Source organism: Mucilaginibacter sp. Mucisp86 (assembly GCF_047324315.1).
Lineage (GTDB): Bacteria > Bacteroidota > Bacteroidia > Sphingobacteriales > Sphingobacteriaceae > Mucilaginibacter.
Genome location: NZ_CP168503.1, coordinates 2482545 through 2507557, shown reverse-complemented (window position 1 = coordinate 2507557; position 25013 = coordinate 2482545). Strand labels below are relative to the sequence as shown.

Annotated in this window: 17 protein-coding genes; 9 read left to right on the top strand and 8 right to left on the bottom strand. The window is 42.7% G+C overall.

All coding sequences use genetic code 11. The features are described 5' to 3' along the window. Positions 1 to 68: 68 nt before the first annotated feature. Positions 69 to 1424 (bottom strand): UDP-N-acetylmuramoyl-tripeptide--D-alanyl-D-alanine ligase, encoded by a 1356-nt coding sequence (locus ACEN9X_RS10515; protein WP_413670327.1) that lies wholly within the window; start codon positions 1422 to 1424, stop codon positions 69 to 71. 171 nt (positions 1425 to 1595) lie between these two features. After that, positions 1596 to 3770 (bottom strand): DNA helicase RecQ, encoded by a 2175-nt coding sequence (gene recQ / locus ACEN9X_RS10510; RefSeq protein ID WP_413670326.1) that lies wholly within the window; start codon positions 3768 to 3770, stop codon positions 1596 to 1598. A gap of 316 nt (positions 3771 to 4086) precedes the next feature. Between recQ and ACEN9X_RS10505 the strand changes: the two genes are divergently transcribed. Beyond that, entirely contained in the window at positions 4087 to 6594 is a 2508-nt protein-coding gene (locus tag ACEN9X_RS10505; protein WP_413670325.1) for a M14 metallopeptidase family protein, read from the top strand. A gap of 143 nt (positions 6595 to 6737) precedes the next feature. On the opposite strand, the gene ACEN9X_RS10500 is transcribed toward ACEN9X_RS10505, so the two are convergent. The 4 genes from ACEN9X_RS10500 to ACEN9X_RS10485 form a co-directional block, all read right to left on the bottom strand. Beyond that, the gene (locus ACEN9X_RS10500) at positions 6738 to 9185 is read right to left on the bottom strand and encodes a TonB-dependent receptor domain-containing protein (RefSeq protein ID WP_413670324.1); all 2448 of its coding nucleotides are present in this window, start codon (positions 9183 to 9185) and stop codon (positions 6738 to 6740) included. Positions 9186 to 9486: 301 nt separating this feature from the next. Continuing rightward, a complete protein-coding gene (locus ACEN9X_RS10495) occupies positions 9487 to 9708 on the bottom strand; it encodes a hypothetical protein (protein ID WP_413670323.1) in 222 nt (73 codons plus the stop codon). A 12-nt stretch (positions 9709 to 9720) separates the two neighbouring features. Then, on the bottom strand, positions 9721 to 11400 hold the full coding sequence (locus ACEN9X_RS10490; RefSeq protein ID WP_413670322.1) for a PspC domain-containing protein: 1680 nt from the start codon (positions 11398 to 11400) through the stop codon (positions 9721 to 9723). Positions 11401 to 11425: 25 nt separating this feature from the next. Continuing rightward, positions 11426 to 11758, bottom strand: a complete 333-nt coding sequence (locus ACEN9X_RS10485) for a PadR family transcriptional regulator (protein ID WP_090532189.1) — start codon at positions 11756 to 11758, stop codon at positions 11426 to 11428. A gap of 228 nt (positions 11759 to 11986) precedes the next feature. On the opposite strand from ACEN9X_RS10485, the gene ACEN9X_RS10480 reads away from it, so the two are divergent. The 4 genes from ACEN9X_RS10480 to ACEN9X_RS10465 all read left to right on the top strand — a co-directional run bounded on the left by ACEN9X_RS10480 (position 11987) and on the right by ACEN9X_RS10465 (position 18823). Beyond that, entirely contained in the window at positions 11987 to 15169 is a 3183-nt protein-coding gene (locus ACEN9X_RS10480; RefSeq protein ID WP_413670321.1) for a SusC/RagA family TonB-linked outer membrane protein, read from the top strand. 11 nt (positions 15170 to 15180) lie between these two features. Then, positions 15181 to 16674: a SusD/RagB family nutrient-binding outer membrane lipoprotein gene (locus tag ACEN9X_RS10475; protein WP_413670320.1), complete on the top strand. Its 1494-nt coding sequence runs from the start codon at positions 15181 to 15183 to the stop codon at positions 16672 to 16674. Between the two features lie 18 nt (positions 16675 to 16692). Beyond that, the gene (locus tag ACEN9X_RS10470; RefSeq protein ID WP_413670319.1) at positions 16693 to 17649 is read left to right on the top strand and encodes a DUF1735 domain-containing protein; all 957 of its coding nucleotides are present in this window, start codon (positions 16693 to 16695) and stop codon (positions 17647 to 17649) included. 223 nt (positions 17650 to 17872) lie between these two features. After that, positions 17873 to 18823 carry a carboxypeptidase-like regulatory domain-containing protein gene (locus ACEN9X_RS10465; protein WP_413670318.1) on the top strand — a complete coding sequence of 317 codons (951 nt, stop codon included), beginning with the start codon at positions 17873 to 17875 and terminating at the stop codon, positions 18821 to 18823. 103 nt (positions 18824 to 18926) lie between these two features. Here the strand turns inward: ACEN9X_RS10465 and ACEN9X_RS10460 are convergent, their stop codons facing one another. After that, a complete protein-coding gene (locus ACEN9X_RS10460) occupies positions 18927 to 19790 on the bottom strand; it encodes a hypothetical protein (protein WP_413670317.1) in 864 nt (287 codons plus the stop codon). Between the two features lie 132 nt (positions 19791 to 19922). After that, positions 19923 to 20330, bottom strand: a complete 408-nt coding sequence (locus tag ACEN9X_RS10455; RefSeq protein WP_413670316.1) for a DoxX family protein — start codon at positions 20328 to 20330, stop codon at positions 19923 to 19925. 704 nt (positions 20331 to 21034) lie between these two features. Here ACEN9X_RS10455 and ACEN9X_RS10450 point away from each other — a divergent pair. The 4 genes from ACEN9X_RS10450 (at position 21035) to ACEN9X_RS10435 (ending at position 25002) form a co-directional block, all read left to right on the top strand. Further along, positions 21035 to 22294, top strand: a complete 1260-nt coding sequence (locus ACEN9X_RS10450) for an amidohydrolase (protein WP_413670315.1) — start codon at positions 21035 to 21037, stop codon at positions 22292 to 22294. 106 nt (positions 22295 to 22400) lie between these two features. Next, complete coding sequence (locus tag ACEN9X_RS10445; protein WP_413670314.1) at positions 22401 to 22907, top strand: DUF4440 domain-containing protein; 507 nt, start codon at positions 22401 to 22403, stop codon at positions 22905 to 22907. Positions 22908 to 23097: 190 nt separating this feature from the next. Continuing rightward, on the top strand, positions 23098 to 24111 hold the full coding sequence (locus ACEN9X_RS10440) for an LLM class flavin-dependent oxidoreductase (RefSeq protein WP_413670313.1): 1014 nt from the start codon (positions 23098 to 23100) through the stop codon (positions 24109 to 24111). 156 nt (positions 24112 to 24267) lie between these two features. After that, on the top strand, positions 24268 to 25002 hold the full coding sequence (locus ACEN9X_RS10435; RefSeq protein WP_413670312.1) for an acyl-CoA desaturase: 735 nt from the start codon (positions 24268 to 24270) through the stop codon (positions 25000 to 25002). The last annotated feature ends 11 nt before the right edge of the window (positions 25003 to 25013 follow it).

The window sequence follows — 25013 nt, the reverse complement described above, 5'->3', positions numbered from 1 at the left end:
TTGTCACTTACCCATCAGAGTCCGCCAGAGTTTCAAATCTGCAAGTGGATTTTTTTGATACCTAATTCCTAAAATAGTTCCACCAGCCGCTCCAAAGCCATCCCTCTTGATCCTTTGATCAGGATAGTTGAATTGGTAATAGGCTGTGCTTTCAAAGCTGCAATAGCATCTTCGGCGGTTTCATAAAACTTGTCCATGGTCCACGGTCTATGGTCTACGGACTGGGACGCAGCCAAAAAATCCTTGCCGATAAAAATCCGTTCATTAACAGCTGTATCCATTGCCTTTTTAATTACTGCCGCGTGTTCAACTGCCGCTTCCGGGCCCATTTCAAACATATCCCCCAAAATAAGCACTTTTCTTTTTGCATCAATTTTGCCCACGTTTTCAATGGCAACAAACATGCTGCTCGGGTTGGCATTGTAGTAATCGCAAATGAGGGTATTGGTAGCCGTTTGCACAATTTGCGAGCGGTTGTTTTTAGGTTGATAGCCTTCTATACCGGCATTAATTTCATTGGCCGATAAGCCGAGGTAAGTACCAATACATATCGCCACTAAAATATTAGGCAAATTATAAGTGCCGGTTAGCTGGGTTTTAACTTTATAGCTGTCGCCTGTTTTATTGTTGGTCCACTCCAAAGTAAGTAACGGAGAGTTCTCTAACAGTTCACCGTTGATTAGGTTATCAATAGCATCAGTACCATAATATTCTACATGAGGTAAATGGCGAGCATCAGCCATCTCCATTAAAACAGTATCGTCGCTATTTATAAAAACAACACCGCCTGCATTACCTGCTCCCCCTTTAGGGGGCTGGGGGGCGAAGAAATCATACAGCTCCCCTTTACCCTTCTTTACGCCTTCAACTCCGCCAAAACCTTCCAGGTGTGCTTTACCAACATTGGTAATTAAGCCATGCGATGGCTGAGCGATGCTGCACAGCAGCTCAATCTCTTTTTGATGGTTGGCGCCCATTTCAATCACGGCCACTTCATGGCCGGCATCAATGGTTAGTATAGTAAGCGGCACGCCAATATGGTTATTTAAGTTACCCTGGGTGGCCTGGGTTTTGAAATGCTGTGAAAGCACGGCATTGATCAGCTCCTTGGTGGTGGTTTTGCCATTGGTGCCGGTAAGCCCAATAACCGGGATGCCAAGCTGGCGGCGATGGTGGCGGGCCAGATCCTGTAAAGTAGTTAAAACATCCTCAACCAATAGATATTGCTCGCTCAGCTGATATTCGGGGTTATCAATTACGGCATAAGCCGCACCGGCCTCAACTGCTTTTTGAGCGAATGTATTTGCATCAAACTTTTCGCCCTTGAGCGCGAAGAACAGGCTGCCGGGTGCTATTTTCCTGGTATCGGTGCTTATTACGGGATGTTTGAGGTATATATCGTAGAGTTGGGTTGTGGTAGTCATGTGTGTTGAACAAATACAATTCAAAATATGTCATTATTATCTTGCGCTCGTTTGCAATGAGTGCTTAACGTGGTTCGGCGATTGTATCGCAAGGCCTGCGTTTTAAACGCAAACCCATTTTAAGCGCTCGTTGCAAACGAGCGCAAGTTTTCTCATCAAACTTAGCAAAAATTATTCCCCCTTATTCATCCAGCCAATTACAGCTTTGATTTCACCATAGCTGTAATCATCGCCTAAGATTTCTTTCAGGGGCGATAGCCTTTCAGCTCCATAACTTTCAACGGCATCGGCAATAACAGCGATCTTTTTCTGCGGAACTATTTCCGTGATATCCAGATCTCCATTTTGCACATAATAGCTCAGGTGTGTTTCTATGGTAGCTGCAGTAAACCCACGTTCAGCCGCTATTTCGGCAACCGTTTTCCCGGAGCGGTATAGCTCAAATGTTTCGGCCTTTGTATCCTTACCGCGAGGCGATGATGTTGACTTTGCGGGTTTAGCCTTGCGCTCGCGTTTAGGCGATTTCTGTTTAATTTTTGAACCGAGGCCTTTCTCTGCGCAATACTCCTTAACCGGCTGTAGCAGCTCCCGGCCATAGCGTGCCAGTTTAACATCGCCAAAACCTGATATTAATCGTAGTTCATCCAAACTTTGTGGCAGGTAGGTAGCCATTTCCTGTAGTGTGGCATCGGATACAATAACATAAGCCGGTACATTTTCACTCTCGGCAATGCCACGCCTAACCTCCCTTAGCCGGTTGAATAATGGAACCTCATGCGGCAGGCTTTCTTCATGATGAACTTCCTCTACCTTCTCTATTTCAATAAACTCAACCTTTTGGCCACCTTTTAAAACATCTGCACTTTGCGCCGTAAGCTTTAAAACCGGGTACTCGTCCCCGGCGGTTTGCAGGTATCCCATGGTTACCAGTTCGCGGATATGATGTTGCCAGTCGGCCTTGCTAATATCTGCGCCAATACCATAGGTTTTAAGCTGTTTATGTTCTTCGCGGATCTTGTCGCTTTTTGATCCCCGTAAAAAATCGATCACATAGTTTGCCCCGAAGCGTTCATTTAACCGGGCTACTGCCGATAACGCCTTTTGAGCAATCAATGTACCGTCAAAGCGTTTATACTCGGTAAGGCAAACATCGCATGAACCGCATTTGGCCGGAAATTGCTCATCGAAATATTTCATCAGGTATTGCCTGCGGCAGGACAATAGCTGGCAATACTTCACCATATCATTGAGCTTGTTGAGCATGATACGGCTTTGTTGTTCGTTACCCTCAACTTTGGCAAAGCCCTGTAATTTCATCGCGTCACCGGGCGAGTAAAGCAGCAATGCTTCGGATGGTAAGCCATCACGCCCTGCCCTGCCGGTTTCCTGGTAATAGCCTTCAATGTTTTTAGGCAGATCAACATGCACCACATAGCGCACGTTTGATTTATTGATACCCATGCCGAAAGCGATGGTTGCCACAATGATCTTCAGGTCATCGCGTAAAAAGGCTTCCTGATTGCGGGCTTTAACCTCGTTGCTTAAACCAGCATGATAAGCTTCGGCAGCAAAGCCCTCATCCTTTAAATCCTCGGCCAAAGCTTCGGTTGATTTACGGGAGAGGCAATAAATAATGCCCGACTCATCTTTATGCTCATTCAAAAAGGCAATGAGCTGTTTAAAGCTATTCTTTTTAGGGGTTACCCGGTAAGTGATATTTGCCCTGTTAAATGAGGATACAAATATTGCCGGCGAATGAAGATTTAATTTCTCCAGAATATCTTTTTGCGTGAGTTTATCGGCCGTAGCTGTAAGCGCTATAACCGGTACCGCCGGAAATTCTTCCTTAAGCCCGGCAAGCATTAAATACTCAGGCCTGAAATCATGCCCCCATGACGAGATACAATGTGCTTCATCAATGGCTATCTGGGCTATTTTCAGCGTTTTCAGAAAGGGGATGAGCTTATTCTCTTTGTTATCCTTGCTCTCGGCACTGAACAGGCGTTCGGGGGCAAGGTAAAGCAGTTTGATCTCGTTGTTCCTCAATCTGTTCACTAAAACCCTTGTTTCTTCAGGGTTTAGTGACGAATTAAGAAAAGCCGCCGGGATGCCGTTAACGTTCAGGCTATCTACCTGGTCTTTCATCAAGGCGATAAGCGGAGATATGACTATGGTAAGCCCATCAAGTAATACAGCAGGCAGTTGATAGCACAATGATTTACCACCACCAGTAGGCATCAGCGCCATAACATCCTGCCCCTTTAGTATATTTTGAATAATAGCTTCCTGATCGTGCCTGAAGGCACTATAACCAAAATATTTTTGCAGGGCCTGGATAGGTGTCATGATAAATTTCAAATGTGCAGATATGCAAATGTGCAGAATTCATTTAAATTTCAGATGTGCGAATGTGCAGATATGCAAATGATGGATTCTAAATGTGCAGATTATAAATGTGCAGATATGCTGATGTGCAAATTTTAAAATACTTTGCATCGCTGTAAATAACAACAAAGCATTTTCAAATCATTTGCATATCTGCACATCCGGAATTTGCACATCAAAATAATCTGCACATCTGAAATTTGCACATCCACTAATCTGCCAATATTTTTATGCATATTAGCTTATCTCTTTTCTCCTACACATTATTATATATTATATGATAAAAAGATATTTACTTCTACTTGTATTTATAGGCTTTTTTTGCCCGGCTTTTGCACAAAAAATTCAGTCGCCGCAGGAGTTTCTGGGGTATAAGCTGGGAGAGCATTTTACGCCGCATTATCGTATTGTTGAATATTTTAGATATGTAGCTTCGGCCTCAAAAAATGTAAAGCTGCAGCAGTTTGGTACTACTAATGAGGGCAGGCCTTTACTTGCGATGTTCATAGCATCTGATGAAAATATTGGCAGGCTGGAAGAGATCCGTCATAATAACCTTAAGCTGGCCGGAATTGAAAGCGGTGGCGGCAGCACTGCCATGCCGGTTGTTACCTGGTTAAGCTACAACGTGCATGGTAATGAGCCTGCATCAAGTGAAGCTTCAATGTGGACTTTGTTTGATCTGGTTGATCCGGCGAACATCGCCACCAAGGCCTGGCTCAAAAACATGGTGGTTGTTATCGACCCCTGTTTAAATCCCGATGGACGCGATCGCTATGTGAATTTTTATAATTCGGTAGTTGGTGCAGCGCCAGATCCCAGCCCAACATCGCGCGAGCACATTGAACCATGGCCGGGTGGGAGGGTAAACCATTTTTACTTTGACCTTAACCGCGATTGGGCGTGGCAGCAGCAAAAAGAAACCCAGGCACGTGTGGGTTTATACAACCAATGGCTGCCGCAGGTTCATGTTGATTATCATGAGCAGGGTTATAATGCACCTTATTACTTTGCCCCAGCTGCTGAACCATATCATAAGGATATTACACCATGGCAACGCCAGTTCCAGATCACCATTGGTAAAAACAACGCCAAATATTTTGACCAAAACGGCTGGATGTATTTTACCAAATATGAGTTCGACCTGCTGTATCCTTCATATGGTGATACCTATCCTTTATATAATGGCTCTATCGGCATGACTTACGAGCAGGGTGGCATTAGTGCCGGTTTGGCTGTGGTTACCCGCAGCGGCGATACCCTTACGTTGGTGCAACGCGTGGCCCATCACCATTCAACAAGTTTAAGTACACTTGAAATAGCTGCATTAAATACCCAAAAGCTTTTGGACGAGTACAAAAAGTTTTTTGACAACAGCCGGGCCAATCCGCCGGGCGAATACAAAACTTATGTTATCAAAAATGATAATAACAACAAAGTTAACGCAGTGGCAAAGATGCTGAGCCGCAATGGTATCCAGTATGGTTTTGGTTTAGCCAATAAGGCGGTTACCGGCTTTAATTATGTGACCCAAAAAACAGAACAATATAATGTTGGTACAAATGACCTGGTAATTAATGCCTACCAGCCCAAAGCAGTATTGCTGCATGTGCTTTTGGAACCAAAAACATTTATACCCGATTCAAATACATACGATATTACGGCATGGTCGCTTCCGTATGCCTATGGTTTAAAAGCTTATGGCTTAAAGGAGTCTTTTAAGCCCGTCAGCGCAGAATGGAGTGTGGCCGAACCGAAGCCACTGGTAAATACGCATGCCTATGCTTATGTATCGGCATGGCAATCGGTTAATGATGTGAAATTTTTGGCTGCTTTGCTTAAAAAGAAGATCAAAGTTCGCTATGCCGAAAAGCCGTTTGAAGCCGGTGGCAAGCAATTTACAGCAGGCTCAATAATTGTTACCCGCGCAGGCAACGATCTGGCTGACTTTGACCAGGTAGTTACGCAAACTGCCGCGTCACTTAACCAGGAGATCACCCCCATTTCAACCGGGTTTGTGGATAAGGGGTCAGATATAGGTTCGGACGCGGTAAGATATATCCATCAACCTAAAATAGCTTTGATTGCCGGCGATGGCGTTAACTCGGAAGCCATGGGCGAGGTTTGGCATTTGTTTGAAGCACAAATCGGATACCCGGTTACTTTAATCAGGTATCAGGACTTAAGTCGCACAAAACTGGGCGAGTTTGATGTGGTGATTTGTCCGGATGGCCGCTATGAAGATTTTCCTTCGGATAAATTACAGAACTGGATCCGTGATGGGGGTAAGCTGATAGCAGTGGATAACGCCGTGTCATTACTGGTTGATAAAAAGGGTTTCCTGATTAAGCATAAGGAAGAGAAAAAAGAAGACAAGGACAAAGAAAAGGACAAGGATAAAACCGTTAAATTATATGGAGATCGTGACCGGTTAGCACTTAGCGAATCAATTCCTGGCGCTATTTATAAACTGAACCTTGATAATACCCACCCGCTTGGTTTCGGTTTGCCGGATTATTACTATTCACTTAAGCTGAATGATGATATCTATGATCTTTTTTCGGGCGATGATGGCTGGAATGTAGGTACCATTAAAAAGGATGGCTATGTATCAGGCTTTGTTGGCCAGGAATCAAAAAAGAAGATCAATAACGGTTTGCTGCTTGGCGTGCAGCCTATGGGCCGTGGCTCGGTTGTTTATATGGTTGATGACCCGCTGTTCCGCAGTTTCTGGGAGAATGGTAAACTGCTATTTAGCAATGCCGTGTTTATGGTGGGACAGTAATAGCCTCGCCCCCCAGCCCCCTAAAGGGGGAGTTTTTGATTAGCATGGTCTTAATAAATACAAAAAGCCTGTTTCCATTTTGAGAAACAGGCCTTTTAATTATAAAAGCGATGTAGCTGCTCCCCCTTTAGGGGGCAGGGGGGTTAATTATTCCCCTTCACCCTGCCTTTTTCATCATCGGCGCCTGAGCGGTGTTCGCGCATTTTGATGGCGTTGTTACCAAAGTTGTAGGTAAACGTGAGGCGCATTACGCGGGTATCATTCTTTTGTTTAATGACAAAGTTATTGTTTACCACCTGGCTGCTTAAGTCATTACGGCGGATGTTGAAGATATCATCACATGAAGCTTTAACGTTGAATTTTTTATTCATGAATGATTTGCTGATGCCCATATCTACCGAATAGCGCGGCCTGATTTTATAAATACCATAAGTTAATGCCGATTGATAATCGCCCATTACCTCGAAACGGTAACCTGCAAATTTGAATGTTTGTGTTGTACGGCCCTGGAAAGCCCATTGTCCGTCGTTAAATTTTTGTCCGGCAAGGGTATCTGATTTAAAGCCCAGGTAAAACGCAGTGGCGTTAACATTACCTTCCCACCATTTAGTAATGGTAAATGGTGTGTTGATGTTGATATTGTAACCGGTTTGGGTTTGCAGGTTCTGGTGTGTTTCGAACGAGCGTTTGCCTTCGGTTAATATCAACTCGGTGATAGCGTCGGTAGTATGACTGTAGCCTAGGCTTACGTTGATGGTTTTATTATAGGTATAGTTAAACTCAAAGTTTTGAGTGTATTGCGGGTTCAGGAATGCGTTACCTTGTGAATAGGTATAAGGGTCAAGATAATAAACAAATGGGTTTAAATCGTCATATCCCGGGCGATCGATACGGCGGCTGTATGAAAAACTGATCTCGTTTTTATCGTTGATGGTTTGGTTAATGAACGCGCTTGGGAACCAGTTAAGATAGCTCCTCTTAACTGGTGTGCTGCCAATCAGGTTACCTGTCGACCGGGTTTGTTCGGCACGTAAGCCAATCTGTACCGAAAACTTTTTGAATTGTTTGTTCAGGTTTAAATACCCGGCATTAATTTTTTCGTCGTAAATAAAACGGTTGGTACGGGTGGTGTCATTTCGGTAAGCCCCGTTGTCGTAAATCTGTGCCTGCAGATCGTTGTCGGTTTTAACACTGCTAAACTTTACACCGGCTTCCAGTTTAATGGTCTTGGTAAGCGGTTTGGTGTAATCGGCTTTACCTGTGTATATGCTGATGGTTGACGGGGTTTGGTTACGCAGCATTTGTGGCGCATGCTGTACACTGCCATCCGGTAAGAAATAATCTGTATTGTACATGGCGTTTGAGTTGTTTTTGAATTTAGAATAATCCAAATCAATGCTCAGTTCCTGCCCGCTGGTATCAAGCTTAAGCCTGTCGTTAAGGTTAAGGGCAAAGTTTTTATAGGTTTGCCTGATATCAGAAGTGGTATGCAGTGATGAATCGGCCACGCCAAATTGCTTGCCTATAATAGTACGGTTATCATTCAGGTCTTTTTCACTGTTTGAATAACCGCTTACCACAAAGCCAATAGTGTGTTTAGCGGTAAGATCGTAATCGGCACCTAAACGGTAGTTGTTGTAATGATAGGTGCTTGGCATGTCGGAGTTTTGGTTGAAATAAGTTTTGTTGCCCAGTGTATCCGTAATAATCCGGTCAATGCCAATAGTATGGCCGCGTTTGTTATCGCCCCTGCTTAATGAAGTAAACACATTCAATCCGCCGTCTTTATGATTAAGGTTTAGGCTGCTGTTATCGCGCCAGTATTTGCTTTTAGCGCCGCCAACAGTAAGGCTGCCGTTAGTGCCCGATTGTGTATTCTTTTTTAATTTAATGTTGATAATGCCCGAGTTACCGGCCGCATCATATTTTGCCGATGGATTGGTAATGATCTCGATGGATTTAATGGTACCGCCATCTGTTGAGCGTAACAACGTGGCCAGTTGCGCAGGTGTAAGATAAGTTAGCTTATCGTTAATCATTACGGTTACACCCTGTTTGCCTTTCAGACTGATATTGTCATCCTTGTCAACAGTAACGCCCGGGGCACGCTCTAAAATTTCCATAGCGGTATTGCCGGCTGCCAGTACGCTGTTTTCAACGTTCATGACGGTGCGGTCTATCTTACGTTCAATAAGGGGTTTGGTTGCAGTGATGGTAACGGCCTTTAATTCAGTATTGCCTGTGTGCAGGTTTAATGCCGGAGCTGTAACCTGCGACGCATTTGCCGGAACAGCGAAGCTTTTACTTACTGCTTTTTGATAACCAACAACCGAGGCTTTGATGATATAGTTACCTGCTTTTATATTGGTAAAAACATAAACCCCGGCATCGTTACTTAATGCTCCCTTAACTACTGTTGAATCGGATGCACGTAATAGACTTACGGTTGCATAATCAAGGGGTTTGCCCTGCTCGTTAAGTAAGGCTCCGGATACCTTGGCGGCAGGCGGTGCCTGCTGGGCGAAGGATACACCGCAGCTGATAGCAACAAGCAGCAATGTACAAAATATGTTGTGTATGATAGTTTTCATTTTTAGTTCGGTTAAAAAGTAAGGGCAATACAATGCCAGTAAAGGATTAATCCTTTTTTAAAATTTGTAAATAAGTTTTCTTTAGTTTCCGGTGTGGTTTTTCCGGTTTTAAGGTTTTAGTAATTAAGAGATATAGGCGATTGTTTTCATAGTGTTCATGTTTTTGATTTAAATTTTTGGCAAAACAATCCCACCTGGCTTTTAGGCCATTTTTTGACTTTACTAAATTTATATTGCCGGATTGTCCGGAAGTGGTAATTGTGTTGCTTTTTACATTAAGATGCAAAAACAGGGGTATAGGTTACAGATTATTTTCACTTTTTAATGCGGGCATTAAATTTTTTGCGATATCCTTAATAATCCGGAAAGTAATTGGCATTTCATTTTGGCAGGGAATGTTTGCCTCCCCATTGCTTATCCTGTTGTTTAAAAGTGATTTGTCTCCCGCTTGCAACATAAAATAAAAAGGAATAATAAGCCCGCTAAAAATTAGCAGGCTTATATATTTAAAAATGCTTTTCATAGGACGGTGCTTTTATTGTGCTTTTGCGGTATCGGGGCTTGCCTGTAAGGTATCTTGTTCCTGTCTGAGCGCTTTTAAACTATCGGCTTTCAATTTGGCCGCCTTTACCGGGTCAACTTTACATTCCAGCCCGTTTGCCGTCATGATATAGGTGGCAGTGGTGATGCCGTCGCCGTCGCTTTTGCACTCATAGATATTAAAGTTAATGTTGCGGTCGAGTTTTTGATCAATAACAATTTTAGCGTTAAGAGGAACCTTAAGCGTAAGGTGTAGTTCCTGCCCGCGCCATAAAAAGCCTTGAGGCATTTCCAGGTGACGGTCGAAATTTAATACCGAATCTTTTTGCTCAAAACGATAAGAGGCACTGCGAGCGTTGATCAAAGCTTCCTCAAGGTTGCTGCCGCGGGCGCTGAAGGTTTCGATAAGCACAGGTTGTGGCACGTCGCTTTTTTCAATATCGATGTTAACGTTGCGGTTTGGCATGTCATCGCCATTAAAATCATCATCTAAAATGATCATGCCTTTAAAGCGCTCGTTTATTTTAAGGCGGGTACTGTCTTCGTTGCTTAAATACTTGGTATCATTTAGTTGCAAATAATAAGTATTGTTTGCAGTTGGCTTAAGTTTAACCGTTTGCGTAAACTTACCACCCTCGCGGAAGCTTGCTGCTGTTTTTACGCCATAGTATGAAACTGCGCCCAGCGAGGCTAACCAGATACATAACAAGGTAGTACCAATTGAGCGGTTAAATGAAGCTTTTTTAAACAGAAAGCCTATAGTTGATAAAATAATGGCCAATAACGGTATAGATAACACCAGGAAACCGCTCACCATAAAAATGCCGTTGGCCTGGTGATTAGTTATGTTGAACGGAAACAGGTGATAGATGCCCATATTACCTGCCGCAAACAAAGCGATAAGCGAAACGATGAGCGCTATAGTCATGCCGAGGCAGGCCAATAAAACGGCCGCGGCCAATAGTTTACCAAGTAAACTACCGGTACCTCTTAAAAAGGCTCCAAGATGTTCAAAAATATCGCTGATCAGGTCGCGCACCTGGTAAATGAAAGGTTTGGCTTCATGTTTAAAGTTTTGAAGGTTTTCGCGTACGGTGCTCAACTCTTCTTCAAAGTTCTTTTTAAAACCTTTCAGATCCTGCTTTTCGCCCTTCATGGCCATGCGGTCGGCACGGGTGATAGCTTTCGGGACAACCATCCAAAGTATTACATATATAACAAGGCCCATGGCAGCAAAAAACGTTGAGATAACAAAGGCCAGCCTTACCCAGGCCGGGTTAACGTCAAAATAATTGGCAATACCGGCACATACACCACTGATGAGGTGATCATCCGGATCGCGGAAAAGCCTGCGGCGTTCGGTGTTGTACTCAAACGGATTTCCACCGGCAGATTTGGCATCGGTTTCGGCAGTTTCAAAATCCTGCACGCTGCCCATCTGCTCGGTAACTTCCTTAACGTCTGCTTCCACAATAACTTGTTTGGCGTCACGGGCAAGGATTTCGTTAAACATTTCGGCAATGCGGTTTTCAATGTCGGTGGTGATCTCCAGGCTATCGGCCGAAGTAGAAAAATGACGCTTTACATCCGTCATATAATTCTTCAATACTTCGTAGGCATCTTCTTCAATATGAAAAACCATGCCGTTTATATTTATGATAATTGTTTTGTTCATGATTATGGTGAGTTAGTAGGTTTTTCTATTTTCTGTCCCCGATAGCTGTTTGAACAGCAAATACCAGTTCCTGCCAGGTTTTGTCTAATTGTTCAAGTACGGCGCGGCCTTCGTCCGAGAGCACATAGTACTTTCGGGGCGGCCCGGAAATTGACTCGACCCAGTTGTAGGTGAGCAGGCCATTATTTTTTAAACGGGTTAAAAGAGGATACAGAGTACCCTCAACTACAAGCAGTTGGGCTTTCTTAAGTTCAGCAATTATGTCTGATGCATATGTTTCGCCCTTAGCTATGATGGAGAGAATGCAATACTCCAGTATGCCTTTCCTCATTTGGGTTTGGGTGTTTTCGACGATCATAATACAAAGATATATGTTTTAGATTGTATTATGCAATACATAGTACTATAATTATTATTGTTTTAGCTGAATCTTAGTTTTTTGAAAAAAAAATGACGTTTTCAAAGAAATTACTTGACTTTTTGATAACGTAACATTACTTTTATGATTAATTAACTATTAACTGATCTTATTATTAACGAAATGAAAAAACTTCTACTCGTAAGTTTGTGCTTACTTGTGTTGTCTATGACGCAAGTATTCGCACAAAACCGTACAGTTACTGGTACGGTTACGGCCAAAGACGACGGCCTACCCATTCCGGGAGTAACAGTAAAAATCAAAGGGACCACACAGGGTACCCAAACCAACGCAGCCGGTAAATATTCTCTCAGCGTTCCGGCAAATTCAACACTCGTTTTCTCTTTTATTGGTATGGCTTCGCAGGAAGTTCCCAGCGGTAGCAAAACTATTTTGAATGTAGTGCTGGAGTCATCAGCAAAAAGTCTTGGTGAGGTTCAGGTAACAGGTGCGTTGGGTGTTAAGCGCCAGGCAAAAGAGCTTGGTTATGCAGCCACAAACATTTCAAATAAGCAACTTACCGAAACCCGCCCTACCAACTTTACCAACGGTTTAACAGCTAAGGTTGCCGGTTTGGTTGTTAGTACTGTGAACAACGGTCTTAACCCCGATACCCGTTTCACCCTGCGTGGTAACCGTCACATTATCGGTAACAACTACGCGTTGGTTGTATTAAACGGTACACCGGTATCTCCAAACGAGGTTACTACCATTAACCCGGACGACATTGAAAGCGTTAACGTACTGAACGGTGCAGGTGCGGCGGCCCTTTACGGCTCTGAGGCATCAAACGGTGCATTGGTTATTACTACTAAACGCGGCAGCAGCAGCGGTCAGCCAACCATTAACTATTCAAATACTTACTTATTAGAGTCAGTTGCATACATGCCTGCTTTACAAAACAAGTTTGGTGGTTACGGTGGTGAAGGTGCTCCCTACCAGGATGCAGTAACCGGTTTTATCACAACTACCGTTCCTTACGAAAACCAATCATATGGCCCTGCTTATGATGGTCACATGCAAATGTTAGGTATCCCGCTGGAGGATGGCACTATTCAGTCATTCCCATACCAATCACCTAAAGGTCAAAGCTATGCCCGTCGTTTCTTCAATACCGGTCACAGCGATCAAAACAACATCTCATATTCATCAGGTGACGCGGCAAACTCATTTAACTTTACCGCTTTCCGTTTAGATCAGACAGGTATCGTTCCAAAAGACAAATACAACAAAACGCAGTTCCGGATCTCCGGTACCAAAACTGCCGGTATTTTTAAAGTTGATGCAACAGCGAGCTTTTCACAAGGCAATACCGATACTTATGGTAATTATGGCGATATCTTAAGTACCATATTTAATACACCAAGCTGGGTTCCGCTACAGAACTATAAAGACCCAACTAAACCATTTGCTGATCCAAGCACTTACTTTAACTCTTATGGTATTAACCCATACTGGAGTATCAATAACTCAAGACTTACCAAACGTACGGATGTGTTTAATGGTAGCTTTAACGGCATTATTACCCCAACAAAATGGTTTGACGGTACTTATCGTTTAAGCTACAACGGTGGTACTTACCAGGAACAAAACAGGCGTGCCGAAATTGACTACACACCTTATGCACTGAGCGACCCTACAAACGGTGGCAGTACTGTTGGCTCAAGCTATGGTGCGTTAATTAATCCGGGTACTGTAAGCAATGTAAAAGTATTTGGTGACGGTAGCATCCCAACCAACAATAACTTTGCAGGTCCGCAAGGCTACAATCGTTTACAACAAGATCTCTTGGCCAACTTCCACAAATCATTTTTCAATGATCAGTTAAAAGCAAACTTCTTGCTTGGTAACTCAATTTGGCAGGAATATGCTGATTACGTTCAGAACGGAACCAATAACTTATTGGTAAACAATTTTTATAACGTTAGCTATTTGTTAGGTGTTCCAAGTGCAACACAGGGTACATTCAAAATTCGCCAGGTGGCTTATTTTGGTGACTTGTCATTAGGCTGGAAAGATTTTGCGTTCATCGAGGGTACTTTACGTAACGACCATGATTCAAGGCTTTCAGGTGCTAACCGTTCTATCTGGTATCCATCAGTAAAAGGTTCATTCGTATTTACCTCAGCTTTTGATGCTTTAAAAAACAACAAGATCATCAGCTACGGTAAATTAAGGGGCGGTTACAGCCGTGTAGGTGATGTGAACGTAGGCCCATATAGCTTATTGAATACCTTCACTTCAACATCTGGTTTCCCATACGGTAATACAGGTGCATTAAGCCAAAGCCCAACCCTTAACAACAAAAACCTGAAACCAGAGTTAACTTCTGAGGTTGAGGTTGGTGCTGATTTAGGTTTCCTTGATGGCCGCATCAATTTAAATGCAACTTATTACAATACACATACCAAAAATCAAACTTTGCCAATTTCGGTATCTCCAACCACCGGTTACACAAGCACCGTACTTAACATTGGTGAAACACAAAATACCGGTTACGAGTTTAAGTTAGATGTAACTCCATTACAAAAAACACAAACAGGTGTTGGTGTTACATTAGGCGGTAACTTTGCTATCCAAAATTCAAAAGTGTTATCGTTATTCGGCGAAACCAAACAGCTTTCATTAGGTGGTTACACCATTGCTAACACCCGCGCAGTTGTTGGCCAGCCATATAGCGTATTGTATGTTACTGATATCAACCGCGATCCGCAAGGCCGTGCTATTGTTGATCCTGTTACTGGTTATCCATCAGCTAACCCTAACCTGGTTAATGCAGGTCAAACTACTCCTAAATACGTGTTAGGTTTAACTCAAACTGTAAGCTACAAATTCATCACTTTGTCTGTAACTGAAGAGTACCGTTCTGGTAACGTGATCTTCAGCCAAAGCTTGCAATCAGCAACTGCTGCCGGTGTATCTCAGTTCTCTGTATCTTCAGACCGTCAGCGTTTTATTTTCCCGAACTCTGTTATCAACACAGGAACCGCTGCTAACCCGGTTTATACGCCAAACACTACTGTAAGTGTTCAGGACGGAGCTTTAGGTTTCTGGGATAATGGTGCATTCTATCAGTCAGGATCTACCTATGTAACCAGCGGTGCATTCTGGAAATTGCGTGAAGCTAACTTATCATTCGATCTTTCAAAATGGATCAAAAAGTCAGGCTTTATCAAACGTGCCAACTTTGCTTTAATTGGTCGTAACTTGTTTATGTGGAGGCCTAAAACCAATAACTGGGTTGACCCAGAGTTTGCTAACAGTGCTACTAACGGTGATATTGGCGTTAACAGCACCCAGCAAATGCCGGCAAGCCGTATTTATGGTGCTAACTTAACACTGACATTTTAATTAATTTAACAATGAAAAAGTATTTATCTATCATATTTGCGACGCTTGCTTTAGCGGGAAGCGGTTGCAAAAAGGACTACCTGGAGTTGTCGACCAACCCCAACCAACCGGTAACAACAACGCCTAAGCTGGCTTTAACCGGTGCTTTAAAAATAACAGCGGATATCACCAATAACGTTGGCCCGGGCGGACTCGGCACTTACGTTAATTACGCCTGCTGGATGGGTTACCTGAGCTGGAGCACAAGCTATCAACCGAATATCGCCTTGCTTTCATATCAGATAACATCAGCCAGTTATGATTACTGGACACCACTGTATCTGAACATTGCAAACTATAACGCAATGAAGGCCTCAACTACCAATCCTTACTATCAATCTATTGCTGAAATTATGATAGCATTTGATTATGAGGCTTTGGTTGATAACTATAACAATGTACCATATACCCAGGCTTTACAGGGAACTCAAAACCTGAACCCTAAATATGACAAAGGCTCGGATATATATGATGATCTGTTAAAACGTGTAGATGCGGCTATTGCAGCGATCCAGACTGCTCAAAAAGCTGCTGTACCTCCTGCAGCTCCAGGTACGGAAGATATCATGTACAAAGGTGATATGACCAAATGGTTAAAATTTGCCAATACCCTTAAATTACGTATTGCATTACGCCAAAGTAATATAACATCAAAAACAAGTGCACTTAAGGCGGCTGTTGCGGCAACTCAAAGCATCGGTTATATTGATGCTACTACCCCGGCTACTGTAAACCCTGGCTATTTGAACAGCGATGCTACCGGCGGTCAGCAAAGCCCGCTTTGGAGAAACTATGGTACTACCCAAAACGGCGGCGCGCAAGCCAACAAAAACCAATACCAGGCTAATAGCTACGGTGCTACAGTGCTTACCTCTAATAGTGATGTTCGTGGTTTTGCAGTTTACACCACTACTAACGGAGCAATCAGTGCAACAGCATTGGGAGTAACTCAACCTCCTGCCGTAGCTCCAAGTAAAGTTGGTAGCGGCTTATTGAAATCAGCAACTATGGATGCTGTGATCATGTCGGCTTCTGAAGGTTTATTTTTACAGGCCGAAGGTGTTAAAAGCGGTTATATTACAACCGGCGGTTTAAGTGCGGCTAATTTATATAATGCAGGGATCTCTGCATCATATGCTGATCTTGGCTTAACCACAGCGCAGGCAAACACCTATATTGCTGCCAATCCATATCCGGCTGCCGGCACCGATGCGCAACAGGAACAAGCTATTATTACCGAAAAATGGAAGGCGCTTGCTATTTACGGTGCGTTTGAGGCATTCAACGAGTTTCGCCGTACGGGTTACCCTAATGATATCCCGCTTTCAGTTTATCCTGGTGCTAATCCACCTAATCAGGTAACACGCATCCCTTATCCTTCGGTTGAATATCAAACAAACGCGGCAAACGTAGCCGGCGAAGGCACTATATCGGTATTTACCTCTAAAATATTTTGGGCTAAATAACATTTAAAACGAAAAGAAATGAAAACGAGATTATATATAAAATTAGCTTTAGCCGCGTTGGTTACCATGACGGCTTTTAGCTCATGCCTTAAAGATGACAAGCATTACGTTGACTTTGCGGGTGCTAAGCCGCTTGTGGAGTTGCCATCTGCGGCGAATGTCGGGGGCAGCGGTGGATTGTTTCAGCCAGTAGCGTTTGATATTTCATCAACGCCAATACCATTAAATTTGATGGTGAATTTGGCTGCTCCACATACATTGTCTTCAAACTTAACAGTGAAATTATCAGTTGATCAGGCTGCATTGACCAAGTATAATACGGATAATGAAACAAGTTACGAATTGTTACCAGCTGAAGATTACACTTCAACATTATCGGTTGTCATTCCTGCCAATCAGAACTCAGCTAATTTGGTTATTAATTTCAAAACTAATCTAATAGATCCAAGTAAAGATTATGCTTTACCTATAACTATTACCGATGGTGGCGGCCAGCAGATAAGTAATTATAAAACTGTTATTTTCAACGTTCAGGTTAAAAATAAGTACGATGGCATATATACGGTTACCGGTACTTTAAGTGATAATACGAGTCCGGCATTTTCTGGTGCTTATCCTTATAAAGTTGGTTTGGTTACTCAAGGAGCTGTCTCAAATGGGTATTTTGATGAGGACGCAGGTAGTTTCCTTCATAAAATTCTTAACGCTGGAGCTCCAAGTTCGTATGGAGAGTTCGCGCCAATCTTTACATTTGATCCTGCGACTAATAAGATAACAGGAGTAACAAATTTATATGGAAATCCGTCTCCAAGCCGCATAAGAGGTGCGAGACTTGATCCTACTGGTGTAAACGCCTTTACAACTGGTACTCCGGGTACCGTTGGGTCGGTATTTAAAGTTAAATACATCATGACTCAAGGCGGAGCTGACCGTACGACTTTTGATGAAACCTTTACTTATAAATCAAAAAGGTAGCTAATAAGTAGGCACACAATCTTTTTTTGAAGCTATAGAAAAGCCGATCTTCAATATGAAGGTCGGCTTTTTTTGGGCTTTTTTGTGAGTTTTATAATACCTCTATCGTGATATATCTTAGCATAAAAACGGTAAAGGCGATAAATATGTTACAATAAAATCAAGGCTTTCTCTATCAAATTCTTTAACTTTTCGGCCTTACATAAACCTTATATTGAAATACATGAAAAAGATACTTTTTTTCACCCTTATCACAATTAGTAAATTAAGCTTTGCACAAACTATTGCTGTTAACGGTACAGTAACGGATTCAAAAGGCAAACCAGTTCCATTTGCCTTTGTAAGCGATTCCCAGCATCCTTATGCAACCTATTCAGATCCTAATGGCACATTCAGCCTTCAGGCCGATCCTGCTTCAAAATTGATTATAACAGCCAATTTTCATAACGAGGTAAAAGTTAACCTCAATAGCCAAACAAATATTAAAGTTGTCATGACCGGCGATTCGGTAAGCAATAATGCCCCTGCCGAAACAAGCAATGTTAACTTTTTTAAGATGGACGATAACATTGTAGATCATAACGTATCTATCAACAGGATTGGTACCGGGCAGGAAGGTTTGCATGGCAGCCGGTTTTTATTTAACGACTGGGTTCACGGCTTTGGAATAACTCCGAAAGATTCGCTCAAGCAAAGTGATGTATACCTTTTTAATTACGACAAGGTAGCCGGAAATTTAATATTTACCCGTACTAAAAAAACGGCCATGATTGTTGTAAAAGAAGAAATAAAGGGTTTTACGCTGTTTGATGAAAATGCACAACCCTATGTTTTTGAAGATGTGCCGGCCATCAACCCTAAAAAGTATGTGCAGGTTTTATCGTCGGGCAGTAAATACAAAATTTATAAAGACCTTGGTACCACGTTTATAAAAGCCAGTTTTTCAACCAATGGTATTACATCAAGCGGCAACAACTACGATGAATATAAAGATGAAGCTGTTTATTATATAGTAAAAGCCGGGGCACAACCACAAAAGGTAGAGCTAAAAAGCAAAGCTATAAAAGCTGCTTTTCCGGCAGACGCTGACAAGGTAAAGAAATTTTTCTCAGATAATGAGGGGGATATAGACGATAATTACCTGAAAGCGTTAGGGGATTATTTGAATCAGTAAAAAAATAAAGCCCGGTAATCGAGCCGGGCTTTAATAAATCATAATATGCTACAAGATTTTGCTTCTATAACCTATTAGTTGCACTGAGACTATTGTATTTATATTATTCTACGTCTATAGTTGTGTATTGATTAAGTTGAAATGAGCTGCCGTCGAGACGTGTGATAGTTACAGTGACTATATTGATATTAGGATTGCTTGTTTGGGTGTAAGTACCGGATACCGATTTGACATTTGGGCTACCTGAAGTTACATAACCAGATGATCCATAAACTTCATATATTACTGATGAATTATTGGGATCATAAATTCCCCCTAATAGCTTACCTGCAGATGCTGGTGGTATTGGTGATGGGGTTGGATAATCAATTGATGCAAAAGCAAAATGAGAGCCGGTTGTAATCCTGATTAATTTCCCCGATACCTGAACAAAATGTGGGTCTGGATTGCCATCGCTATATGTAGTTTTGATGTAACTTGACGCCTGAGGTATCACAGAGCTGGGTGTATGTGATTGAATATAAGAATCCAAGGCAGCAATATAGGTAGTTACATCGCTGTTAAATAGTTGTCTGGCAGTAAACGTTGCAGTTGCGACACCGACGATAAAAAAGTCTTGTCCGCCTGCTGTGGAAGTTGCTATTTGATTTTGATCGCCTACGGTGTATCCTCCGCCTGAGCAAGGTACGCCATTTACCAGGTTGGGATATTGATCATGATTCCAGGTAGGAGTGGCCTGCATTTTAATGCTTACACCGCCCCAGTTTCCAACATAAGTGTCAAAATTTTCTCCTGGTTGGCGGGCCAATAATGTTAGCTCGTTATAGGTTCCCGGGTTAGTTGCGGCAACCCTTAATTTGTCTTTACTACCTACCGATGTTTGATTTACAGGTTTAAAAGCATCCTTTTGGCATGAGCTAAAACCCGCCATTAACAGCAGCATGCCCCATAATAATTGTTTTTTCATATTGATTTGTGATATATTTTTTATAAATATCACAAATCAATATGTTTCGTGCCAATAGGTGTTTTAACGGTATTTTATAAATATTTTAATTGATAGTATTGAAAAGGGTTGCCTTAATGTTAAATTGATGTGTTATTTTTTATCTATGCTATATTTCCCAGGGCCAATAAATATTAAGCCGGCAAACACAATGGCATCTTCAATGGCATGAGCGGCATCGCCGAGCCCGCCGCCTGTACGCAGGTGCATTAGCGCCGCAACTACAAGGGTGATAAAAATTAAGATGCAAGCCGGCCTGAATGCCAGCCCGATGATGAGCAGAAAGCCGCCGAAAAATTCGGTTACCGCAGCTAATAAGCCCCAAGCCACCGGCCAGAAATGAATGCCAACATATTTCATTGATTCGCCAATGTCTTTCCAGTTTTCGGTGCCGCCCATAAGTTTAGGGTAGCCGTGATAAATAAACATCATACCAAGCCCGATACGGATGATCAGCAGTCCGAAGTTTTTGTAATTGCCTAAATTGCCTAAAAGTGCCATTGCAGATATTTTGTGATGTGAGGGGCTTAAGGTAATAAAAATGTCGGAGTAGAACGGGATAGATTAAGGGCATTTTTGAATTAGAGGGACTTGTAATTGATCAACGTAAGTAAGTAATCGAAAGTATGCGCACGATTAAGCGTCTGCGCTTGATCGTTTGTTCTAATGGAGCGTCCACGCTCCCGTATTACGTTATGAACGTAAGCGCGGACGTCTACTTTGATAGTAGTTCAAGCGAAAGACACTTGACCTTGCATTATAGCTTTGGCATATAATATTTATACAAAAAGGGGGGTTAACACTTTTTTTGCATAAAAATCACTTAATTTATTGATTATCAGAAATCTAGGCAAATGTTAACCCGAAATTCTGTTAACCCTGTTAACCCCCCTCGTTAGTAAAGTCAATCCAACCCAAAACTATATATCGCTTAACTATCTGAATAAGTCAACGCTTGCAACCTACCGGCAATTAATCGAATCTTAAATTGATTCAATTCGTGTAATTCGATTAATACGTAAAAATTAGTGTGAAAATTTTTCATTTATTGTTTTTCAGTCTATGTTCTGGTTAAAAGTAATCTCTCCTGGTAATGGCTTTCAGCATCTCCCATATTTAAACTATTGTGCTTATATTACTTTCTCCAAACAACCCGTATGAAAGCAAGCCTTATTTTATCATTATGTATATGTACGCTACAGACTATGGCGCAAAAAAACGCTTTACGCTCACAAGTAAGTTCAAAAGCCGATGCCCTGCAGGATCAGGTAACAACCTGGCGCCGCGATTTTCATGAACATCCCGAATTAGGTAACCATGAGGTGCGCACTTCAGCTATTATTGCTAAGCATTTACAATCATTAGGTATTGAGGTAACAACTGGCATAGCTACAACAGGTGTGGTGGGGACATTGAAGGGCGGGCATCCCGGCCCGGTGGTAGCGCTGCGTGCAGATATGGATGGTTTGCCTGTTATCGAGCGTACACCAGTGCCCTTTGCATCCAAAGTAAAAACCACCTATAATGGGCAGGAAGTTGGCGTGATGCATGCCTGCGGGCATGATTCGCACATGGCTATACTGATGGCCGTTGCACAAGTGCTTTCGTCAATAAAGGCAGATTTGCACGGCACCGTGAAATTCATTTTTCAGCCCGCCGAAGAAGGTGTTGAGCCCGGACAAAAAGGCGGAGCCGAGGAAATGGTTAAAGAAGGGGTGCTGGAAAATCCTAAAGTCGACGTGGTTTTTGGGCTGCACATCAACTCGCAAACTGAGGTTGGGAAAATCACTTACAGGCCAGGCGGCACAATGGCCGGGGTTAATGACATGCAGATCATTGTAAAAGGCAGATCGGCACACGGGGCCTATCCCTGGTCGAGCGTTGACCCGATTGTCACATCCGCACAGATCATCAATGCTCTGCAAACCATAGTTAGTCGCAATATCAATGTAACCGAAAACCCGGCGGTAGTTACCGTTGGCGCCATAAAAGGAGGAAACCGTTCAAACATCATCCCCGAATCGGTTGAAATGCTCGGCACACTTCGCTCCTTTACCCCTGCCGACGAAAAACTACTGATTACGCGTGTTACAGAAATTGCCACCAAAACAGCCGAAGCACAAGGGGCAACAGCTACGGTAAAAATTCCTTACAGCAACCACTATCCCGTAACTTATAACGATCCTGAACTTACGCAAAAAATGCTGCCAAGCCTTCAGCAAACTGCCGGTGCAGCCAATGTGCTGTTGCGGCCGCCTGTAACCGGTGCTGAAGACTTTAGTTTTTACCAGGAGAAGGTACCGGGTTTGTTTGTATTTTTGGGCGGCATGCCAAAAGGTGGCGATCCGCTAAAAGCGCCATCGCACCATACGCCCGATTTTTATATCGATGAAAGTGGGTTTAGTTTAGGAGTGAAAGCTTTATGCAACTTGACCATTGACTATATGAATGCCAAAACAAAATAGGCCCAGCGTTTGATCTTCTTAAACAATAACAATCAAAAAGTATTTTTACACAAGCTTATTCGTATATTGAACGGCCTTAAGCATAAAGTGCAAAATTGTTAAGATCATGAAAAAGCATTTATTACCCCTTTTATGCCTGTGCATGTTTATGAGCAGTTTATCTGTTATGGCAACTTCGGCAAAAAGAGTGCTGCCTGCCGATACTGTAGCCAAATTAAAACCCGAGGTGCGTCAGGTTATAGAAACAGTAATAAAAGCTTCGGGCACCTTTAATATAGAGGCAGTTTCCGAACTGTATGCACCCAATGCCGTTGTGGCCGATGAACAACCTCCCTTTTCATGGAATGGGCAACTGGCCGGTGTGCAATGGATAAATTCGGTACAAAAGGCCGTTAAAGATTTTAAAATTAGGGATTTCAAGGTCGATCTGCAGCGCATCAAAACTTTTCAGCAAACCGAAGAGATAGTTTACCTTATAGCCCCTGTTGAGTATACCGGCCTTGTAAACGGCGAACATTTTGAAGAACAGGGCGCTTTTTCATTTGTGTTAAGAATAGTGAGTGGTAAATGGCTCATCAAAAGCCAGGCCTGGGTGCCGCGTAATGGCTTATAAACACGCACAAATGCCGCACCTTTAGGTCTATTAAATACATATAAGCCAAAAGTGAAGTTAGTATGTTAGCTTTAGCTTTCCACTTTTGGCGTTCAGCTTTAAGCTTTCAAAATAGTAATCGCAATGCCATAAAAGCCGGGATGTAAAGCCCGCCTGCAACCCGATGCTTATTTTTGTGTTCAGAATATATATGAGCACAAATAAGATCAAATTGAGCGTGCTCGACCAGTCGCCGATAAGAAAAGGCGCTACTGCCGAGCAGGCCATACAAGAAACCATACAGCTGGCAAAATATACCGATACCCTGGGCTATACCCGCTTCTGGATTTCGGAGCATCATAATATGGGTATTATAGCAGGCTCAACGCCTGAGGTACTGCTGGCCCACCTGGCAGGTGAAACTAAAAATATGCGCATGGGGTCGGGAGGCATAATGATGCCCAACCACAGCACCCTTAAAGTTGCCGAAAATTTCAGGATGCTTGAGGCGCTGTTCCCCGGCCGGATCGATTTGGGCATGGGCCGTGCTCCGGGTACCGACAGGATCACCGCGGCCGCGCTTAACCCCTCAAACCAGTTTAAGGAGCAAGACTTTGTTGAACAACTGGCCGATCTGCAAAACTACTTTCATGATACCTACGAGCCGGGAACCATACAGGCGCGCATCAGGGCTATTCCTCAAGTGAAAACAGTGCCCAACATGTGGCTGCTAAGCTCAAGCGGGCAAAGTGGTTTATTTGCGGCACATTTTGGTATGGGCTTTTCATTTGCTCATTTCATTAACCCTAATGGTGGGCCCGAAAGTGTTAAGATGTACCGGGACCGATTTCAGCCATCTGACGATCTGCAACAGCCACAGGCCAATGTAGCGGTGTTTATCTTCTGTTCGGAGGACGAAGAAAAAGTAAGGCAGCACCAGGCCGTGATGGACCATCGCTTTTTACAGTTTGAAAAAGGCGGGCCTATAGTTCCGCTAAGTTACGATGATGTGAAGGATGCGGAATATACACCGGCCGAGCAGGAGCGCATTCGCTATAACCGTTACCGCGTAATTGCCGGCTCACCTACCGAGCTAAAGCTCAAATTAAGCTGGCTTGCCAATGATTATGAAGTAGATGAAATTATGGCTGTTACTATTACCGAAAATTTTGAAGACCGGCTGGAATCGTACCGATTGTTGGCCCAACAGTTTGAACTATTATAATTCCGGTAAAATAACTTTTTTAATTAAATGCCGTTTCTATACCAGGAACGGCATTTTTTATGGCTGCCACTATCATTATTCACATATTAAAAACTTTATAAGGCTTTAAATTGTATCTTTGGAAAGATTATAAATAAGTCTATTTTCTACAATTCAATGGTTATTATCATATTCTTCATAGCGCACTGGTTTCTGTCGCTATTTTTTCAAACGTTCTTCCTGCACAGGTACGCATCTCACAAAATGTTCACAACCAATAAGTTTTATGAAGGGACTTTTTACCTGCTTACGTACATTTGCCAGGGATCATCGTTCCTGAACCCAAGGGCTTACGCCATTATGCACCGTGAACATCATGCATATAGCGATACTGAAAAAGACCCGCATTCGCCTCACTTTTTTAAGGATGTTTTCCAGATGATGGTATATACGGCTAAAAGCTATAGCCTGCATGTAAGGAAGCTGAAGGAACCGGAAGAGCGTTTTAAGGGGAATATTCCCGAATGGCGCTTTGTTGACTTTATAGGTTCATCAATTGTGTCGCGTATCTCTTTCGGTGTTTTGTATGTTTTGTTTTATGTAGAGTTTGCTACGGCATGGTGGATGTACCTGCTAATCCCTATTCACTTTTTAATGGGCCCTATTCACGGTGCTATTGTTAACTGGTGCGGCCATAAATACGGTTATCAAAATTTTGATAACGGCGATAAATCAAAGAACACTACACCATTTGATTTCCTGATGCTTGGCGAACTGTTTCAAAACAATCATCACAAACATCCTAATAAAGCTAACTTTGGAGCTAAATGGTTTGAGATAGACCCGGTTTACCCTGTCATGAAGCTCATGCACTGGATGCGGATCATTAAACTGCGTAAAGCTTATCTTTAATCGCGCAGCGA

Excerpts from the sequence above, each read along its gene's own strand:
- recQ (WP_413670326.1), bottom strand. The coding sequence starts at position 3,770 with ATGACACCTATCCAGGCCCTGCAAAAATATTTTGGTTATAGTGCCTTC.
- ACEN9X_RS10515 (WP_413670327.1), bottom strand. The coding sequence starts at position 1,424 with ATGACTACCACAACCCAACTCTACGATATATACCTCAAACATCCCGTA.
- ACEN9X_RS10455 (WP_413670316.1), bottom strand. The coding sequence starts at position 20,330 with ATGGCACTTTTAGGCAATTTAGGCAATTACAAAAACTTCGGACTGCTG.
- ACEN9X_RS10465 (WP_413670318.1), top strand. The coding sequence starts at position 17,873 with ATGAAAAAGATACTTTTTTTCACCCTTATCACAATTAGTAAATTAAGC.
- ACEN9X_RS10475 (WP_413670320.1), top strand. The coding sequence starts at position 15,181 with ATGAAAAAGTATTTATCTATCATATTTGCGACGCTTGCTTTAGCGGGA.
- ACEN9X_RS10495 (WP_413670323.1), bottom strand. The coding sequence starts at position 9,708 with ATGAAAAGCATTTTTAAATATATAAGCCTGCTAATTTTTAGCGGGCTT.
- ACEN9X_RS10440 (WP_413670313.1), top strand. The coding sequence starts at position 23,098 with ATGAGCACAAATAAGATCAAATTGAGCGTGCTCGACCAGTCGCCGATA.
- ACEN9X_RS10450 (WP_413670315.1), top strand. The coding sequence starts at position 21,035 with ATGGCGCAAAAAAACGCTTTACGCTCACAAGTAAGTTCAAAAGCCGAT.
- ACEN9X_RS10490 (WP_413670322.1), bottom strand. The coding sequence starts at position 11,400 with ATGAACAAAACAATTATCATAAATATAAACGGCATGGTTTTTCATATT.
- ACEN9X_RS10445 (WP_413670314.1), top strand. The coding sequence starts at position 22,401 with ATGAAAAAGCATTTATTACCCCTTTTATGCCTGTGCATGTTTATGAGC.
- ACEN9X_RS10480 (WP_413670321.1), top strand. The coding sequence starts at position 11,987 with ATGACGCAAGTATTCGCACAAAACCGTACAGTTACTGGTACGGTTACG.
- ACEN9X_RS10505 (WP_413670325.1), top strand. The coding sequence starts at position 4,087 with ATGATAAAAAGATATTTACTTCTACTTGTATTTATAGGCTTTTTTTGC.
- ACEN9X_RS10435 (WP_413670312.1), top strand. The coding sequence starts at position 24,268 with ATGGTTATTATCATATTCTTCATAGCGCACTGGTTTCTGTCGCTATTT.
- ACEN9X_RS10485 (WP_090532189.1), bottom strand. The coding sequence starts at position 11,758 with ATGATCGTCGAAAACACCCAAACCCAAATGAGGAAAGGCATACTGGAG.
- ACEN9X_RS10470 (WP_413670319.1), top strand. The coding sequence starts at position 16,693 with ATGAAAACGAGATTATATATAAAATTAGCTTTAGCCGCGTTGGTTACC.
- ACEN9X_RS10500 (WP_413670324.1), bottom strand. The coding sequence starts at position 9,185 with ATGAAAACTATCATACACAACATATTTTGTACATTGCTGCTTGTTGCT.
- ACEN9X_RS10460 (WP_413670317.1), bottom strand. The coding sequence starts at position 19,790 with ATGAAAAAACAATTATTATGGGGCATGCTGCTGTTAATGGCGGGTTTT.